General features: G+C 61.3%; 15 protein-coding genes and 1 pseudogene. 13 read left to right on the top strand and 3 right to left on the bottom strand.

The window, feature by feature from the left end:
* Positions 1 to 32: 32 nt before the first annotated feature.
* The 3 genes from ACP7CJ_RS12730 to epsC all read right to left on the bottom strand — a co-directional run bounded on the left by ACP7CJ_RS12730 (position 33) and on the right by epsC (position 5,448).
* On the bottom strand, positions 33 to 1,361 hold the full coding sequence (locus ACP7CJ_RS12730; protein WP_276197881.1) for an OprD family outer membrane porin: 1,329 nt from the start codon (positions 1,359 to 1,361) through the stop codon (positions 33 to 35).
* A 212-nt stretch (positions 1,362 to 1,573) separates the two neighbouring features.
* A complete protein-coding gene (gene betT / locus ACP7CJ_RS12725; RefSeq protein WP_276197880.1) occupies positions 1,574 to 3,535 on the bottom strand; it encodes a choline transporter BetT in 1,962 nt (653 codons plus the stop codon).
* A 986-nt stretch (positions 3,536 to 4,521) separates the two neighbouring features.
* Positions 4,522 to 5,448, bottom strand: a complete 927-nt coding sequence (epsC, locus tag ACP7CJ_RS12720; protein ID WP_253392577.1) for a serine O-acetyltransferase EpsC — start codon at positions 5,446 to 5,448, stop codon at positions 4,522 to 4,524.
* Between the two features lie 166 nt (positions 5,449 to 5,614).
* Here epsC and ACP7CJ_RS12715 point away from each other — a divergent pair, with 166 nt between their 5' ends.
* From ACP7CJ_RS12715 to ACP7CJ_RS12655, 13 genes and pseudogenes are all read left to right on the top strand, one after another.
* Positions 5,615 to 6,610, top strand: coding sequence for a D-cysteine desulfhydrase (locus ACP7CJ_RS12715; protein WP_247406665.1), 996 nt, complete (start codon positions 5,615 to 5,617; stop codon positions 6,608 to 6,610).
* A 294-nt stretch (positions 6,611 to 6,904) separates the two neighbouring features.
* On the top strand, positions 6,905 to 7,699 hold the full coding sequence (gene tcyJ, locus ACP7CJ_RS12710) for a cystine ABC transporter substrate-binding protein (protein ID WP_276195815.1): 795 nt from the start codon (positions 6,905 to 6,907) through the stop codon (positions 7,697 to 7,699).
* Positions 7,699 to 8,364 carry a cystine ABC transporter permease gene (gene tcyL / locus ACP7CJ_RS12705; protein WP_276195814.1) on the top strand — a complete coding sequence of 222 codons (666 nt, stop codon included), beginning with the start codon at positions 7,699 to 7,701 and terminating at the stop codon, positions 8,362 to 8,364. The genes tcyJ and tcyL overlap by 1 nt, the downstream gene beginning before the upstream one ends.
* A gap of 3 nt (positions 8,365 to 8,367) precedes the next feature.
* Positions 8,368 to 9,114 (top strand): L-cystine ABC transporter ATP-binding protein TcyN, encoded by a 747-nt coding sequence (tcyN, locus tag ACP7CJ_RS12700; protein ID WP_247406662.1) that lies wholly within the window; start codon positions 8,368 to 8,370, stop codon positions 9,112 to 9,114.
* A gap of 302 nt (positions 9,115 to 9,416) precedes the next feature.
* Positions 9,417 to 10,181 carry a hypothetical protein gene (locus tag ACP7CJ_RS12695; RefSeq protein ID WP_426101813.1) on the top strand — a complete coding sequence of 255 codons (765 nt, stop codon included), beginning with the start codon at positions 9,417 to 9,419 and terminating at the stop codon, positions 10,179 to 10,181.
* 198 nt (positions 10,182 to 10,379) lie between these two features.
* The gene (locus tag ACP7CJ_RS12690; protein WP_426101811.1) at positions 10,380 to 11,621 is read left to right on the top strand and encodes an SfnB family sulfur acquisition oxidoreductase; all 1,242 of its coding nucleotides are present in this window, start codon (positions 10,380 to 10,382) and stop codon (positions 11,619 to 11,621) included.
* 41 nt (positions 11,622 to 11,662) lie between these two features.
* The gene (locus ACP7CJ_RS12685; protein WP_426101809.1) at positions 11,663 to 12,856 is read left to right on the top strand and encodes an SfnB family sulfur acquisition oxidoreductase; all 1,194 of its coding nucleotides are present in this window, start codon (positions 11,663 to 11,665) and stop codon (positions 12,854 to 12,856) included.
* Complete coding sequence (locus ACP7CJ_RS12680; RefSeq protein ID WP_426101807.1) at positions 12,857 to 14,209, top strand: LLM class flavin-dependent oxidoreductase; 1,353 nt, start codon at positions 12,857 to 12,859, stop codon at positions 14,207 to 14,209.
* Positions 14,210 to 14,369: 160 nt separating this feature from the next.
* Positions 14,370 to 15,179: a MetQ/NlpA family ABC transporter substrate-binding protein gene (locus tag ACP7CJ_RS12675; RefSeq protein ID WP_426101805.1), complete on the top strand. Its 810-nt coding sequence runs from the start codon at positions 14,370 to 14,372 to the stop codon at positions 15,177 to 15,179.
* Between the two features lie 2 nt (positions 15,180 to 15,181).
* Complete coding sequence (locus ACP7CJ_RS12670; protein WP_426101803.1) at positions 15,182 to 16,297, top strand: methionine ABC transporter ATP-binding protein; 1,116 nt, start codon at positions 15,182 to 15,184, stop codon at positions 16,295 to 16,297.
* Positions 16,287 to 16,931 (top strand): methionine ABC transporter permease, encoded by a 645-nt coding sequence (locus ACP7CJ_RS12665; protein ID WP_426101801.1) that lies wholly within the window; start codon positions 16,287 to 16,289, stop codon positions 16,929 to 16,931. Before ACP7CJ_RS12670 ends, ACP7CJ_RS12665 begins: the two co-directional genes overlap by 11 nt.
* Before the next feature lie 39 nt (positions 16,932 to 16,970).
* Positions 16,971 to 17,597: pseudogene (locus tag ACP7CJ_RS12660) on the top strand (class I SAM-dependent methyltransferase).
* 388 nt (positions 17,598 to 17,985) lie between these two features.
* A complete protein-coding gene (locus ACP7CJ_RS12655; protein ID WP_247395709.1) occupies positions 17,986 to 18,465 on the top strand; it encodes a hypothetical protein in 480 nt (159 codons plus the stop codon).
* Positions 18,466 to 18,585 lie beyond the last annotated feature (120 nt).

The raw sequence follows: 18,585 nt of genomic DNA, 5'->3' as shown, positions 1-18,585 counted from the left end.
TTAACGTTGCCCTTCCGTTTTACAGCAAACGCCTACCAAAGTGGAACGACATAGCTGACATAAAAGCGGTTTTCATCCTGCACGGTGGCACCGGTAATGTCCGGGCTGGCGTGGGCATTTTTCCAGGTCACGCCCAGGCCCTTGAGGGTGCCGGTCGGCACTTGGTAGGCCACGGCAACGTTGCGTTCCCATTCGCTGGTAGTGCCCTGTGCGGTGCGGATGTCATCGCCATGGGCATAGGCGGCGGAGAATGTCAGACCGTTGAGGCCCAGTTTGCCGAAGTCATATTTATACTGCGCCAGCCAGGTGCGTTCGCCGGCGTGCTGGAATTTGTTCAACTGCATGTTGGTCAGCGCCGGGGTGTCGGCACCTGAGCCTGGGCCCTGACGGTTGTCGCCGCTGTTCAGGCCGGAATCCAGGTACGGGAAGTCGCTGCTGCCGCTGTTTTTCTGGATGCCGAGACCGACGGTGTGACCGTCCAGGCTGTAGCTTTCCAACAGGCTGACGGTGGACTGGTTGATGCGGCCCTTGTTCACGCCATCGCCATAGACACCCGCCGCCGAATAATTCTTGTCGCCATCGGCGTTACCGCCCACCCCCAGGCTGCGGAACATACGCACATCGGTGTCGATCGCACCGACCGACAAGGCGTCATGGCGCTTGGCACCGAGGAAGAACTGTTGGTAGTAATCCTCAAGGTTGGAATACCACAGGCTGACGGTGGTGCCCGGCAAGCCAGTGTAGTCGGCACCGCCGAAGAGGAAGCGATCGCTCTCCTTGGTGCCGCCGGCGGTGATCATGCCCTGGTCGCCGGTTTCATTGCGGATCTTGGTCTTGAAGATATCGCCACCGGTGAAGGTGAAGTCGGTGAGGTCCTTGGAGACCAGTTGCACACCGGTGTTGGTCTGCTGGTACAGGCGGCCGTCGGTGTTGGCCAGCACCGGGTTGTTGCCATACAGCGTACCGATCCGCAGTTCATCCTTGGCGAAGCGCGTCTTGAACGTTGGGCTCAGCACGCCGAACTGGTCAGCGGATTTGCCGTTGTCCAGCGGGAACATGCTGCCGGGGTAGCGGCCCTGGTGGTCTTTGTCATTGAGGTCGCCGCCGGAGTCCAGTTTCAAACCGTAGAACGCCTGCAAGTCGAGGCCGAAACCCACGGGGCCCTCGGTGTAGCCGGACTTGAAGTTGAACTCGAAACCCTGGCCCCAATCACGAATGCTATGGGCCTTGGCGTTGCTGCCGACCACGTCACGCCCCTGCTGGTTGAGATAGCGGTTGAGCAGGGTCACATCGGCGTGGCTGTCATCGATAAAATCGGCATGGGCGGACAGCATAAAGCTCGCCATGGCGACACCCACCATGGGGCTTAATAACGTCTTCATTGTTACCGGTCTCCGTCACTGTTCTGAAATGAAAGCGTCAAACGCTTCACACAATTACGCAGTGGCCAGATGACAGTTGCGCGTCAAAACGCGGTTGGGGCACATGAAATTAAATTTAAGAAAGCCCCGCATTACGGGGCTTGGCGTGAAGTGAAGCGAGCCCTGCCCACTCGGGAACAGGGCCTTGGACGTCACCGCACCAAGTGCAGGAACTGCAGGTGGCGCTCGTACTGGTCGAGGATGTCGTTGATGATCTGCTCCTTGGTGTAGCCCACCAGATCGTAGTCCTGGCTGCCCTCGCTCAAGTGCACTTCTGCCCGGTAGTAGCGACGGTTATTGAGCTCCTTGGAGCCCATGCCGCCACGGGCAAACGACGGTGTGAAGTAGCCGCGCATTTGCACCTGGTAGACGAACGGGTGCTCTTCGCCATGGCCGATTTCCAGGCTGACGCTGTCGTTGGACGGGTCAGGCTGGGTCACCACACTCAGGCCCTTCTCGACGAACACGGCGGTCACTTCTTCAATCGCCGGGCGCACCGTCGACTCAAGGAAGCGATACACCTCATCGCGCGACGGGAAATGCACCGCCTGGCTCAAACGCTGGCGCCAGCCGCCACGGCCCTTGCCCGTGGCCGACACCGGGGCCAACGAATGCAACTGGGCGATCTGCTTCTGCGATTCGAGGTAGAAGGCCTTGTGGAGCCCCCACATCATCAGCAGCAGGATCAACGAGAACGGCAGCGAGGTCAGCACCACCGCCGACTTCAGCGAATCGATGCTCCCGGCAAACAGCAAGGCACTGGTCACCAGCGCGGTCATCGCGCCCCAGAACACCCGCAGCCACTTCGGCCCGTCTTGATCGGCGTTGCCGCCTTTGGACGACAGGGTGGAGAGCACCACGGTGCCGGAGTCGGCGGAGGTGACGAAGAACACGAAGCTGATAAACACCGTGACCGCGATCACCGTCTTGCTCCACGGGTAGGTTTCCAGCAGCAGGTAGAGGCTCATCGACGGGTCATCGATGGCCGACTGGCCGAGCGCGGTCAACCCGTGATTGAGCACCTGGTCGATGGCGCTGTTGCCGAAGATCGACATCCACGCCAGGGTGAAACCCAGCGGGATCAGCAGCACGCCGAACACGAACTCGCGGATGGTACGGCCACGGGAAATGCGCGCGATAAACAGGCCCACGAACGGCGACCATGCAATCCACCAGGCCCAATAGAACACCGTCCAGCCCCCCAGCCAGTCGCTCGGCTTGTCGTAGGCGTACACGTCGAAACTCTTGGTCGGCAGCGCGCCGAGGTAGTCACCGATGTTCTGGATCAGGGTGTTGAGCAAGTGCTGGGTGGGCCCGGCGAACAGCACGAACAGCAGCAGCGCACAGGCCAGCAGCATGTTGATGTCGGACATCACGCGCACGCCCTTGTCCACACCGGCCACCGCCACCAGGATCGCCGCGCCCATCATCAGGGTGATCAAGCCCACCTGAATCCACTGGGTGTGGGCAATGCCAAACAGGTAATCGAGACCGGAGTTGAGGTGCAGCACACCGAAGCCCATGTCAGCACCGAGACCGAACACCGTGGCGATGATGCCGAAGCCGTCCACGGCGTAGCCGATCGGGCCGTTGATGCGCTTGCCGATCAGCGGGTACAGCGCCGAACGCAACGCCAGCGGCAGGTTATGCCGATAGGCGAAGTACGCCAGGGCCATGCCGACGAAGGCGAACACACCCCAACCGTGCAGGCCCCAGTGCAGAAACAGGATCTGCATGGCCTGGCGTGCAGCGTCGGCGTTCATCGCCGCGCCCTGGGGCGGTTGCACCAGGTGCGTGAGCGGCTCGGAGACGCAGAAGAAAAACAGCGTGATGCTGATCCCGGCGGCGAACAGCATGCCGGCCCAGGACAGGTAACTGAATTCGGGCTCGTCGTGGTCGGCACCGAGTTTTATCTTGCCGTAGCCCGATAGCGCGGTGACCACCACGAAGACCAGATACAGGGTCATCGCGAGCATGTAGTACCAGCCGACCGTATTGGCCGCCCAGTTTTGCGCCGCCAGCAGCCAGGCACCGGCCTGTTGCGGGATTGCAATAACGGTGATGCCAAACAGCAGGATGAAACTTGCGGCGAAATAGAACACGGGCGCATTCATGCGCACCAGACCGCTGGGTGGGGTGGTCGGCGCACTCATGAACGATGCACCCCGGGGGTGTGAGATGTGGCTGTGTATAACGGACTCAGCAAAGGTAAGCCTCCTGTTGTGAGCGGGCAGCGAACCACCGATTTAACTTGAACGAGCGTTCAAGTTAAACATGGATAGGCGGTTTTGGACTAATCGCAGGGCTGAGTGGTAGATGATTCCTACACTGTCTCAAGGATTGGTATGACGCTTGGGCGAGGCAAATCGTTCAGCGGTTGCAGGCTGAAATACGGCTCACAATTGAAATGCAGTCAACCTGTGGGAGGGGGCTTGCCCCCGATGGCGGTGGGTCAGCCAGCACAGGCATTGACGGGTCCACCGCTATCGGGAGCAAGCCCCCTCCCACAGGGTTTGGTGTGATGTTTAAGGGTGTGCGCTACTTTTGAGTGCCGTCGTCATGCTGATGAACGAACGTTCAAATTGAACATGGATAGGCGGTTTGGAACTAATGCTCAAGGATTGGTATGACATTTGGGCGAGGTAAATCATCCAGCGGTTGCAGACTGCAATACGGCTCACATTTGAAATGCAGTCAACCTGTGGGAGGGGGCTTGCCCCCGATGGCGGTGGGTCAGCCAGCACAGGCATTGACGGGTCCACCGCTATCGGGAGCAAGCCCCCTCCCACAGGGTTTGGTGTGATGTTTAAGGGTGTGCGCTACTTTTGAGTGCCGTCGTCATGCTGATGAACGAACGTTCAAATTGAACATGGAGAGGCGGTTTGGAACTAATGCTCAAGGATTGGTATGACATTTGGGCGAGGTAAATCATCCAGCGGTTGCTGGCTGAAATACGGCTCACATTTGAAATGCAGTCAACCTGTGGGAGGGGGCTTGCCCCCGATGGCGGTGGGTCAGCCAGCACAAGCATTGACGGGTCCACCGCTATCGGGAGCAAGCCCCCTCCCACAGGGTTTGGTGTGATGTTTAAAGGTGTGCGCTACTTTTGGGTGCCGTCGTCATGCTGCAGATTCGCCTGCGTGATGTTCGCCCCCGCTGGCACGCTGCGGGTCAGCCACACGTTGCCGCCAATGGTCGAGCCCTTGCCGATGGTGATCCGCCCGAGGATCGTCGCCCCGGCATAGATCACCACGTCATCCTCGACAATCGGATGCCGCGGATGGCCTTTCTGCAATTGCCCGTCCTCATCCGCCGGGAAGCGCTTAGCCCCCAACGTCACCGCCTGGTAGATACGCACGCGCTCGCCGATGATCGCGGTTTCGCCAATCACCACACCCGTGCCATGGTCGATAAAGAAACTCGGGCCGATCTGCGCGCCGGGGTGTATGTCGATGCCCGTGGCCGAGTGGGCGATCTCTGCGCTGATGCGCGCCAACAACGGCAGGCCGGCGCGGTACAGATGGTGGGCCAGGCGATGGTGAATCACCGCCAGAATGCCCGGATAGCACAGCAGCACTTCATCCACACTGCGCGCGGCCGGGTCGCCGTGGTAGGCAGCCAGCACATCGGTGTCCAACAGGCTGCGCAGGGACGGCAAGGCCAGGGCGAAATCCTGGATCAGGCGGATGGCGTGGGCGTCGACCGCGCTGTCATCCTGGCCGCCCTGGCGCGCGGCGTAGCGCAGCTCCAGGCGCGCCTGGGCGAGCAAGGCATTCAAGGCGACGTCGAGGGTGTGGCCGACGTAGAAGTCTTCACTTTCTTCACGCAGGTCCACCGGCCCCAGACGCATCGGAAACAGTGCGCCGCACAGCGCTTCAAGGATCTGCCCAACGGCCTCGCGCGAGGGCAACTCGCGACCGCCGTGCTCACCACTCATGCGGCCATTGCGCGTTCGCCACTGGTCCCGCGCGCTGCGCAATTGGCTGACGATGGTGGGTAATTGCCAATGACTGGAACGCTCACTCACGGTATTCACTCCTGACAAAATGGCCATCACTTTACGATAGGCACCCTGGGCGCCCTTAAGAACCAATGGTGCAATGCTAAGAACCATCGAGCATAAGCGATTGGCGGTTGCCCGATGAAAAGTGCCTGCCTATAGTCGCCCCATCACTTAGCCACCGTGCGTAGCCATGATCAAACAACAGCTCGACCGCTTTAACCGTCTGGAACTGCTGGGCGGCGCCACCGCCCTGGAAAAACTTGAGCGGCTGTCGACCTGGCTGGGCAGGGATATCTACGTCAAGCGCGACGACACCACGCCGCTGGCCATGGGCGGCAACAAGCTGCGCAAACTCGAATACCTGGCGGCCGATGCCATCGCCCAGGGCGCCGACACCCTGGTGACCGCCGGCGCCATCCAGTCCAACCACGTGCGCCAGACCGCCGCCCTGGCCGCCAAGCTGGGCCTGGGCTGCGTCGCCCTGCTGGAAAACCCCACCGGCACCGAAGACCCCAACTATCTGGGCAACGGCAACCGTCTGCTGCTAGAGCTGTTCGACGCCAAGGTCGAGTTGGTGGAGAACCTCGACAACGTCGACGACCAGCTCAACGCCATCGCCGATCGCCTGCGCAGCAACGGCAAGAAGCCATATCTGGTGCCCATCGGCGGCTCCAATGCGCTCGGCGCCCTGGGCTATGTGCGGGCCGGGTTGGAACTGGCCGCGCAGATCGAAGACAGCGGGATTGAATTTGCCGCCGTGGTCTTGGCCTCGGGCAGTGCGGGCACCCACAGCGGCCTGGCCCTGGCGTTGAGCGAAGTGCTGCCGCAGTTGCCAGTGATCGGCATCACCGTATCGCGCACTGAAGAAGCGCAGTTCCCAAAAGTGCAGGGCCTGGCCGAACGCACCGCCGCGTTGCTCGGTGTGGACATCCCCGAGGCCTTCAAGGTGATCCTGTGGGACGAATACTTCGGCCCGCGTTATGGCGAACCGAACGCCGGCACCCTTTCAGCGGTCAAGCTATTGGCGAGCCAGGAAGGCTTGCTGCTGGACCCGGTCTACACGGGCAAGGCCATGGCCGGCTTGCTGGACGGTATCGGGCGTCAGCGCTTTGAGGATGGCCCAATCATTTTCCTGCATACCGGCGGCGCGCCGGCGTTGTTTGCTTACAACGCCGTATTTAACTGAATAAACAGGGATCAACATGTGGGAGGGGCGGTGCGACGATTCGACTTGCCCCCGATAGCGGTGGGTCAGTGATACATGCATAAACTGACTCGGCCCTATCGGGGGCAAGCCGCCTCCCACATTGGATTCAGTACATATTCAAAAATAGAATATAAATTTAGATTTATATTATTTTCAAGTCTTAAAAACCGGCTTTATCATCGCGCCGTAAGCGAAGACGCGCTACGCGCTTTAAGGCAGGATACGCCTACCGCGTCACCTGCTTCGCTCAACATAACAACACAGGGGCTCTTCATGACTATTTCTGTATTCCGTCGCACATTGCTGGTCGGCACACTGGGCCTGGCCCTCGGCGCTGGTTGGTTGGGCCAGGCCGTGGCTGGCGAACAGTTGGGCAACATCAAGAAAGCCGGTGAGATCAAGATCGGTCTCGAAGGCACCTACCCACCGTTCAGCTTTGTCGACGAAAGCGGCAAGCTCAGCGGTTTCGAGGTTGAGTTGTCGGAAGCGCTGGCCAAGGAGCTGGGCGTCAAGGTCAAACTGCAAGCCACGCCATGGGACGGTATCCTCGCCGCCCTGGAATCCAAGCGCCTGGATGCCGTCGTCAACCAAGTCACCATCTCCGACGAGCGCAAGAAGAAGTACGACTTCTCCAAGCCTTACACCGTCTCCGGTATCCAGGCCCTGACCCTGGCCAAAAACGTCGACACCATCAAGACCGCCGCCGACCTGGCCGGCAAGAAAGTCGGTGTGGGCCTGGGCACCAACTACGAACAATGGCTCAAGGACAATCAGCCCAAAGCCATCATCAAGACCTATAACGATGACCCCACCAAGTTCCAGGACCTGCGCATCGGCCGCATCGACGCGATTCTGATCGACCGCCTGGCCGCGCTGGAATACGCCAAGAAAGCCAAGGACACCGCCGCTGCCGGCGATGCCTTCTCCCGCCAGGAAGCCGGTATTGCCCTGCGCAAAGGCGAGCCTGAATTGCTCGAGGCAGTGAACAAAGCGCTCGACAACCTGCGCGCCGACGGCACCTTGAAGAAGCTGTCCGAGAAGTACTTCAACGCTGACGTCACTCAATAATGGAAGCAGGTTTCCAACTCGCACTGGACTCCGCGCCCTTTCTGCTCAAGGGCGCGTATTTCACGGTAATCCTCAGCCTCGGCGGGATGTTTTTCGGCTTGCTGCTGGGCTTCGGCCTGGCCTTGATGCGCCTGTCGCGCTTCATGCTGCTGCGCTGGATCGCTCGCGTCTACGTGTCGTTCTTTCGCGGTACGCCCCTGCTGGTGCAGCTGTTCCTGATCTACTACGGCTTGCCGCAAGTGGGCATCGAGCTGGACCCGATCCCGGCCGCCATGATCGGCTTCTCGCTGAACATGGCCGCCTACGCCTGTGAAATCCTGCGGGCCGCCATCTCGTCCATCGAGCGCGGCCAGTGGGAAGCCGCTGCCAGTATCGGCATGACCCGCGCGCAGACCCTGCGCCGGGCCATCCTGCCGCAAGCGATGCGTACCGCATTGCCGCCGCTGGGAAACAGCTTTATTTCGTTGGTCAAGGACACGGCGCTGGCCGCCACCATCCAAGTGCCCGAGCTGTTCCGCCAGGCGCAACTGGTGTCGGCGCGTACCTTCGAAATCTTCACCATGTATCTGTCCGCAGCCCTGATCTACTGGGTCCTGGCAAGTATCCTGGCGTATTTTCAAAATCGTCTGGAAGACCGGGTCAACCGGCATGACCTGGAGTCTTGAAGCATGATCGTGGTTGAAAAACTGACCAAGCAATTCAACGGCCAGGTGGTGCTCAACGGCATCGACCTGGAGGTCAAGGAAGGCGAAGTCGTCGCCATCATCGGCCCCAGCGGCTCCGGCAAGACCACCTTCCTGCGCTGCCTGAACTTCCTCGAAACCCCCACCAGCGGTCGGATCAAGGTCGGTGACATCGAGATCGACAGCAGCAAGCCGCTCAATCAGCAACAAGGCCTGGTGCGGCGCCTGCGCCAGCACGTGGGTTTTGTGTTCCAGAACTTCAACCTGTTCCCGCACCGCACCGCGCTGGAAAACGTCATCGAAGGCCCGATCGTGGTCAAGAAGATGCCCCGCGAGGCGGCAACCGCCCTGGGCCGCAAGCTGTTGGCCCGGGTCGGCCTGGCCGGTAAGGAGGACGCCTACCCACGGCGCCTCTCCGGCGGCCAGCAACAGCGCGTGGCGATTGCCCGGGCGTTGGCCATGGAGCCGGAAGTGATTCTGTTCGACGAACCCACCTCGGCCCTCGACCCGGAACTGGTGGGCGAAGTGCTGGCGACCATTCGCAGCCTCGCCGAAGAAAACCGCACCATGGTGATCGTCACCCACGAAATGAGTTTTGCCCGGGATGTCGCCAACCGGGTGATCTTCTTCGACAAGGGCGTGATCGTCGAACAAGGTGAGGCCAAGGCGTTGTTCGCCAACCCCAAGGAAGAACGCACGAAGCAGTTCCTGAGCAAGTTTCTCGCGCATTAACGCGGTGCAACGCTAGGGTGGGAGCCCGCTCCCACCCTACAAGAACGCCCGGCCTGCCTAAGTAAAACACCCCCCCGCACTGCCCTTAAAATGCCCCCTCCCGGTCAGACCGTTCTGAATCTTCCCAAACCCGCCGTTTAGCCTTTTGCCGCCATTGACGCCCTCCGGCCAACGCTCTTATCTAGCGCCCAGAGGATTGGATCCTATCCCGGCTTTTCACTGAATCGTTCCTTTCGGCCCCCGTCGCGCTCCCGCGCCAAGGGACCGGAACGATTGCTGCTGGCTGCATCAAGGAGATTACTATGACGCGCACCGCAACCCCGGCCCTGCTCACTGCCCCGACCCTGCCCCAGGCGCTTCGCAATGGCATCAATGCCCTGGCGGCGACACAACTGCAAGTCAACATCGCGCCCTACCCCGGCATGGATGAGGGTGACCTGATCGAGCTGTTCTGGAACAACTGCTTTGCCGACTCACGGCGCGTCACCGCGTGCAAGGTCGGCACCGCCACCCAACTGCGGGTGCCGGAAAGTTTTGTGCAGGACGGCGATGCGCGGGTTCACTACCAGGTCATGCAGATCGGCCACGGCCCCGCGCGCTCAGCCGTGACCACGGTGCGGGTCAAGACCAACTACCCAGGCGGCCAACCGAGCGCGCTGTACCGCGACGAAAACCAGAACCTCGCCCCCGTGGGCCTGCCCGACATGATTCGTCGCTACGGCGTCAACAGCAGCCAGGTGCGGCGCGGCATTCCGCTGACCATCGAACCCTACCTGAACATGACCAGCGGCGACGCCATCACCCTGCGCTGGGGCGATGTGCGCCTGGACCTGCCGAAAATCCAGGCCAAAACCGTCGGTATTGCGCTGCAGGTGTGGGTGCCCTCGGCGATCATTATCGAAGCGGGCGACGACAGCCGGCTGGAGGTCACGTACTGCATTCTCGATCGCGTGGGCAATAACTCACGCTGGGCGCCGGCCCGCACATTGCGCATCGCCGCCTATGTGCCAGCGGCGCCGAAGCGCCCGGCCAGCGCCGCGCCGGTCTATCAACCGCGTCGCCCCTGAAGCGTGGGTAACGGCCCTTCTATGCATATTCCTAAAAGTTAGTTTATTTATAAATTTAACACGCTTAGGGTATATACACCGGACCACCGGACATTCCTGATTGTTTTGTTTTCATTTCATTGAATGCGAGGTCGGTATGGTCAGAATTACCCCGGTGCAGAACGCCAGGGCATTACGTGCAGCCAAGGAGCGGCGCTGATGTCTAATTTGGCTCTAACACCCCCCCAGCGTGATCTGGACGTAGCCCCCCTGCTGTTGCCGGCCGCTGTGCTGCGCGACGACGCCCAAGCGCTGAGCGCGGCCCACGAGCTGGCCCAGGCCGCGCGCGTGCAGGCCGCCAAGCGCGACCAACTGCGCAAGCTGCCATGGGCGCAGATCGAGCAGTTCACCCGCAGCGGGCTGGGCAGTATTTCCATTCCCCGCGAGTACGGCGGCCCGCAGGTGTCGTTCACCACCCTGGCCGACGTCTTCGCGATCATCAGCGCGGCCGACCCGGCACTCGGGCAGATCCCGCAGAACCATTTCGGCATCCTGCACCTGCTGCAGGGCGCCGCCACCGAACGCCAGAAAAAACAGCTGTTCCAAAGCGTGCTCGACGGCTGGCGCATCGGTAACGGCGGCCCGGAACGCGGCACCAAAAACACCCTGGAGCTCAAGGCGCGGATCAGCGCCGAAGGCGACGGTTACGTGATCAGCGGCCAGAAGTTCTACTCCACCGGGGCACTGTTTGCGCATTGGGTCGCGATAAAGGCGCTGAACGATGACGGCAAGCAGGTCATGGCGTTTGTGCGCCGTGGCACGCAAGGGCTGCGCATCGTCGATGACTGGTCCGGCTTCGGCCAACGCACCACCGCCAGCGGCACCGTGCTGCTCGACCGGGTGCCGGTGGATGCAGAGCTGGTGGTCGAAAACTGGCGCCTCGGCGAAAGCCCGAATCTCCAGGGCGCGGTCTCGCAGTTGATCCAGGCCGCCATCGACGCCGGCATCGCCCGTGGTGCGCTGGATGACGCCATTGCGTTCGTCCGTGAGCGCTCACGCCCATGGATCGACGCCAAGGTCGAACGCGCCAGCGATGACCTGTATGTGATCGCCGATATTGGCAAGCTGAAGATCGAACTGCACGCCGCCGAAGCCCTGCTGCGCAAGGCCGGCCAGGTGCTCGACCAGGTCAGCGCCGCGCCGATTACCGCGCAATCCGCCGCACGCGCCTCGATTGCCGTGGCCGAGGCCAAGGTGTTGACCACTGAAGTGTCGTTGCTGGTCAGCGAAAAACTCTTCGAACTGGCCGGCAGCCGCGCCACCCTCGCCGAATTCAACCTCGACCGCCACTGGCGCAATGCACGGGTCCACACCCTGCACGACCCGGTGCGCTGGAAGTATCACGCGGTGGGCGCTTATCGCCTGAACGGCACGTTGCCGGCTCGCCACTCCTGGATTTAACCACCCAGAACACTTTTTCCACGCGCTTCTGGAGAACACCTATGACTTTTTCTACCAACGTCGCGCTCATCACCAGCGACGAACAAGCCCTCATTGTCGCCAGCGACCTGGCCGACGACTTGCGCCGCGACAGCGCCCAACGCGACCGCGAGCGCCGCCTGCCGCTGCCCGAACTGGACGTATTTTCCCGCTCCGGCCTGTGGGGCATCAGCGTGCCGAAAGCCTACGGCGGCGCCGGCGTGTCCAACGTCACCCTGGCCAAGGTCATCGCGCTGATCGCCCAGGCGGATGCCTCGCTGGGCCAGATCCCGCAAAATCATTTCTACGCCCTCGAAGTGCTGCGCGTGAACGGCAGCCCCGCGCAGCAACAACGCCTGTACGCCGAAGTACTCGCCGGCCAACGCTTCGGCAATGCCCTGGCGGAACTGGGCACCAAGACCGCCCATGACCGTGTGACCGCTATCACCCGCGACGGCGACGGTTTTCGGATCAGCGGCCGCAAGTTCTACGCCACTGGCGCGATCTACGCCCAGCGCATCCCGACGTCCGTGGTGGATGAACACGGTATCCAGCAACTGGCCTTCGTGCCGCGCGACAGCGAGGGCCTGACGGTGATCGACGACTGGAGCGGTTTCGGCCAGCGCACCACCGGCAGCGGTTCGGTGGTGTTCGACAACGTGTGGGTCGCGGCGCACGACGTAATCCCGTTCCAGAGCGCCTTCGAACGCCCGACCACCGTCGGCCCGCTGGCGCAGATCCTCCACGCCGCCATCGACACCGGCATCGCCCGCGCCGCCTTCGAGGATGCGCTGCACTTTGTACGCACCAAGACCCGCCCGTGGATCGACTCCGGCCACGACAAGGCCAGCGAAGACCCGCTGACGCTGAAGAGCTTCGGCCACTTGAGCATCCGCCTGCACGCCGCCGAAGCCTTGCTGGAACGCGCGGGCGAGTTTCTCGACCGCGCCCAGGCCGACAGCAATGCCCAGACCGTGGCCGCCGCCTCGATCGCGGTCGCCGAAGTGCGTGCCCTGAGCAGCGAAATTTCCCTGGCCGCCGGCAGCACCCTGTTCGAACTCGCCGGCAGCCAGGCGACCCTGGCCGAACATGGCCTCGATCGCCACTGGCGCAACGCCCGCGTGCATACCCTGCACGACCCGGTGCGCTGGAAGTACCACGCCGTCGGCAATTACTACCTCAACGATGAAAAACCGCCACTGCGGGGGACCATCTGAATGGCGAAGAAAAAAATCCTGCTCAATGCCTTCAACATGAACTGCATCGGGCATATCAATCACGGCTTGTGGACGCACCCACGGGACACGTCCACCCAATACAAAACCCTCGAATATTGGACCGACCTGGCGCAAACCCTGGAGCGCGGGCTGTTCGACGGGTTGTTCATCGCCGATATCGTCGGCGTCTATGACGTGTACCAGCAATCGGTCGACGTGCCGCTCAAAGAGTCGATCCAACTGCCGGTCAACGACCCGTTGCTGCTGCTCTCGGCCATGGCCGCCGTGACCAAGAACCTCGGCTTCGGCCTGACCGCCAACCTGACCTACGAGCCGCCGTATCTGTTCGCCCGGCGCATGTCGACGCTCGACCACCTGAGCCGTGGCCGGGTCGGCTGGAACATCGTCACCGGCTACCTCGACAGCGCCGCCAAGGCCATGGGCCTGACCGAACAGGTCGAACATGACCGGCGCTACGACCAGGCCGACGAATACCTGGAGGTGCTCTACAAACTCTGGGAAGGCAGTTGGGAAGATGACGCCGTGCTCAACGATCCGCAGGCGCGGGTGTATGCGCAGCCGGGCAAGGTCCACAAAGTCGAGCACCACGGTGAGTTCTACCAGGTGGAGGGTTATCACCTGTGCGAGCCGTCGCCGCAACGCACACCGCTGCTGTTCCAGGCCGGCACTTCGGCGCGTGGCTTGGTGTTCGCCGGGCAGCATGCCGAGTGCGTGTTCATCAGCGGGCGGGACAAGGCCAGCACCCAGCTGCAGGTCGACAAGGTGCGCGCCAGCGCCGTGGCGGCCGGACGCAACCCGGACGACATCAAGGTGTTCATGGGCCTCAACGTCATCGTTGGCGCCACCGAGGAACTGGCCTGGGCCAAGCACGCCGAGTACCTGAGCTACGCCAGCGCGGAAGCCGGCGTGGCGCATTTCTCGGCGTCCACGGCGATCGATTTTTCCCAGTACGAACTCGACGAACCGATCCAGTACGTGAAGAGCAATGCGATCCAGTCGGCCACCCAGCACCTGCAAAACAACGATTGGACCCGGCGCAAATTGCTCGAGCAGCACGCCCTCGGCGGGCGCTACATCACCCTGGTCGGCTCGCCCGAGCAGGTGGCCGACGAGCTGGAATCCTGGGTCAGTGAAACCGGGCTGGATGGTTTTAACCTCACGCGCATCGTCACGCCGGAAAGCTATGTGGACTTCATCGACTTGGTGGTGCCGGAGTTGCAGCGGCGGGGGTCGTACAAGACAGCGTATGACACCGGAACGCTGCGCGAAAAAGTCTTTCACGGCACGGCGCGCCTGCCTGAACAACACACCGGATCTACCTACCGACACTGATCGAAAAATGTGGGAGGGGCGGTGCGACGATTCGACTTGCCCCCGATAGCGGTGAATCAGTCACCGGATTGGTTTGCTGACACACCGCTATCGGGGGCAAGCCCCCTCCCACATTGGATATGCGTTGTTTGTCCTAATCCCTTATGACTGGAAATCCAATATGAAAAAGACATTCCTCAACAACCCAGTCAAAGCACTGGCCCTGGCCTTCGGGTTGTTCAGCTCGGCGGTATTCGCCGCCGATGCGCCGCTGAAAATAGGTACCACCGCTGCCTTCGCGATCCCCTTGGAAGCGGCCGTCACCGAGGCCGGCAAGCAAGGCCTGAAAGTCGAGCTGGTGGAGTTCACCGACTGGATCGCGCCCAACGTCAGCCTGGCGGCCGGCGATATCGACGTGAACTACTTCCAGCACATCCCGTTCCTGGAAAACGCCAAGGCCGCCGCCGGGTTTGATCTGGTGCCGTACGCGCCGGGCATCATCAACAACGTCGGGCTGTATTCGAAAAAATACAAAAGCTTCAACGACCTGCCCCAAGGCGCCAGCGTGGCGATTGCCAACGACCCGATCAACAGCGGGCGCGGCCTGCAATTGCTGGCCAAGGCGGGGCTGATCACGCTCAAGCCGGGCGTGGGTTACAAAGCCACCGAAGAAGACATCATCGCCAACCCGAAGAAGCTCAAAATCCTGCAAGTCGAGGCCGTGCAGTTGGTGCGCGCGTATGACGATGCGGACCTGGTGCAGGGTTATCCGGCGTATATCCGCCTGTCCAAGACCTTCGATGCCGAGTCGGCGCTGCTGTTCGACGGCCTCGACCACCCGGAATACGTGATCCAGTTCGTGATCCAGCCGAAAGCCAAAACCGACCCACGGGTGATCAAGTTCGTCGACATCTACCAGCACTCGCCGGTGGTGCGCGCCGCGCTGGATAAATCCCTCGGCAAGCTCTATCAAGTCGGCTGGGAAGGCTGAGCATGACGGCCGCCAACGCCCAACAGCGCGACCAGGGCACCGCGCCCAGGACCGCCGAGCAGACTGAACTGCATCCGCACCTTAACCGCGCCCATGTGCGCTTTATCAACCTGGGCAAGACCTACGACGGCAGGGTGCATGCCCTGCAAGGCATCGACCTGGCGATCCAGCGCAGCGAAGTGTTCGGCATCATCGGCCGCAGCGGCGCCGGCAAGTCGTCGCTGATCCGCACCATCAACCGCCTGGAACAGCCCAGCAGCGGGCGCGTGCTGATCGATCAGGTCGACATCGGCGAGTTCGACGAAGACCGCCTGGTGGCGCTACGGCGGCGCATCGGCATGATCTTCCAGCACTTCAACCTGATGTCGGCCAAGACCGTGTGGCAGAACGTCGAGTTGCCGCTCAAAGTTGCCGGCATCCCCAAGTTGCAGCGCGAGCAGAAGGTGCGTGAACTGCTAGAACTGGTGGGCCTCCAGGACAAGCACAAGGCCTACCCGGCGCAACTCTCCGGCGGGCAGAAACAGCGCGTGGGCATTGCCCGTTCGCTGGTCCACGACCCGGAGATTCTGCTGTGCGACGAGGCCACCTCGGCCCTCGACCCGGAGACCACCCAATCGATCCTCGGCCTGCTGCGCGAGATCAACCAGCGCCTGGGCCTGACCATCGTGTTGATCACCCATGAAATGGCGGTGATTCGCGAGATCTGCGACCGCGTGGTGGTGCTCGAACACGGGCGCATCGTCGAGCAAGGCCCGGTGTGGCAGGTGTTTGGCGACCCGCAGCACGCGGTCAGCAAAACCCTGCTGGCGCCGCTGCAACACGGCCTGCCGGAAGAACTGCAAAACCGTTTGCAAGCCACGCCGGCCTCGGCTGACGCAGCGCTGGTCCTGCGTTTGCAGTTCACCGGCAGCGCCACCGATGAGCCCGACCTGGCCGCGCTGTTCGGCGCCCTCGGCGGGCGCGTGCGCCTGCTGCAAGGCGGCGTGGAACGGATTCAGGGGCATGCCCTGGGGCAATTGCTGCTGGCGGTGAACGGCTCGCCGCATGAGGCCGACACACTGCGCAGCCGTGCCGGGAATTGGGCACAACACGTGGAGGTGCTGGGTTATGTGGTTTGATCGTTTAGTGCAGGGCGCCATCGACACGCTGTTGATGGCCGGTGTGTCGTCGCTGATCGCGTTGCTGGTGGGGATTCCGCTGGCGGTGTTCCTGGTCACCAGCGACAAGGGCGGCATCTATCAGGCTCCGGCGCTGAACCGGGTGCTGGGAGCGTTCGTCAATCTGTTCCGCTCGATTCCGTTTCTGATCCTGATGGTGGCGCTCATCCCGTTCACCCGGCTGATCGTCGGCACCACCTACGGCGTGTGGGCGGCGGTGGTGCCGCTGACCATCGCCGCCACGCCGTTCTTTGCGCGCATCGCCGAAGTGAGCCTGCGCGAAGTCGACCACGGCTTGATCGAAGCCGCGCAAGCCATGGGCTGTCGGCGCTGGCACATCATCTGGCATGTGCTGCTGCCCGAAGCGCTGCCGGGGATTGTCGGCGGGTTCACCATCACCCTGGTGACCATGATCAACTCCTCGGCGATGGCCGGGGCGATCGGTGCGGGCGGGTTGGGGGATATCGCTTACCGCTACGGCTATCAGCGCTTTGATACGCAGATCATGCTGACGGTGATTGTGCTGTTGGTGGTGCTGGTGGCGGTGATTCAGTTGGGTGGGGATCGGTTGGCGCGGGGGCTGAACAAGCGGTGAGGTATAGTCGGGCCATCTCAGCGCCCGGTATTCCCCGTCATGACCCTCAAGCCCGACGACCTCAACCAGATCACTGCCACCACCCTCGGCCACTACAACAGCGTGGCCGAGGACTTCCGTGAAGGCACCCGCGATCACGATGTGAGCCAGAACATCGAGGCGCTGCTGCGGCATCTCTAGGGCGTGCCACCGTTTACCGTGCTGGACTTCGGCTGCGGGCCGGGGCGGGATTTGCAGACCTTTACGCGCATGGGCCATATCGCCGTGGGGCTCGACGGCTCCGAGCGCTTTGCGCAGATGGCGCGCGAAGACAGCGGCTGCGAGGTGCTGCAGCAGGACTTCTTGAAGCTGGATCTACCCAGCGAACGCTTCGATGGGATCTTTGCCAATGCGGTGCTGTTTCACATTCCCAAGCAGGAACTGCCGCGCGTGCTCAAGCAGTTGCAGGGCGCGCTGAAACCGGGCGGGGTGTTGTTCAGCTCCAATCCACGCGGTGACAACCGGGAAGGCTGGAATGGGCCGCGGTATGGTTCCTATCACGACGTGGAGGCGTGGCAATCGTTGCTGACAACCGCCGGTTTTGTGGAACTGGAGCACTACTACCGCCCAGCCGGACTACCTCGCGAGCAGCAGCCCTGGTTGGCCAGCGTCTGGCGCAAAACCTGAATAGCCGCCTGACAATACATTCCAAATGTGGGAGGGGGCTTGCCCCCGATAGCGATGGATCAGTTGGAGCACTCTCAGCCAAAACCATCGGCGCCGTGAACTTCGCAGATTGCGCAGAGAATAGACACTAACCATGCAGCTCCAACGTAATTGCCGCCTATACGCGAAATCACTCTCCCTCCTTATAAAAATACCACTACCTACTCAGACTCTTACGACTCTGTTTTCGGAAACGTCTGACTTTACTTTCAACTTCCACATCATCACGTTAGCGGAGTAATAAACACACGCTGACCACTGTCACCGTCTGATAGACACCAGACACATCATTCCAACTGCAGTGACAAAGGAAAGCAGCGCACTAAACCCACGGATCAGGATAATAAAAATGAATGTAGTATCGTCGCCGTTGTACACCAATGAAGTTTCATCAGAGTTCCTAAGCAATTTAGACAAATCAAGATTGGCAGAGAGAACACCGGATACCTGCAACGAACACGTGTTAGCGATAGTCAAGCAGCGGCAGGAGCACATCAAAGCTCATCCGCCTATCGCTATTTACCGCATCGCAGCGCAAGGCAGCCAAACCGGCAACGGCGGAGTCATTCAACACGCAACTTCGCCGATGCAATTCAAGTTGGATAACGGTCAACAAGTACGTGCCGCGCAGAAAGGCGATTACGTCGTGTACGCCGATGGCACTCAGGCACAAATTGTAACGGCCGCCGGAGAAGGTAATAGCCATATTGCGCTGGTGGGTAGCCTGCTCAGTAATGGTGACCAAATCATCAATACACCCCAAAACCATACGTTACTCATAGCGCGTGAGGGTGTGCCGATGGCTGAAGATTTTTTGCCCTCTGTTTGAGTGTTTAACCAGAAGACGTAACACCACCTGATGATTACTTAGCGTACCGCCATTGGATAATTTTTAAACGGACAGCTAACTAACGGCCACACCTTTTTACGCGGCCGTCTCTAATGGAGA

It is taken from the genome of Pseudomonas sp. PSPC3-2, assembly GCF_049897085.1.
Taxonomy (GTDB): Bacteria; Pseudomonadota; Gammaproteobacteria; order Pseudomonadales; family Pseudomonadaceae; genus Aquipseudomonas; species Aquipseudomonas paraveronii.
Note: the sequence above shows the minus strand (reverse complement) of the source record. Positions and strands in the feature narration are given on the sequence as shown.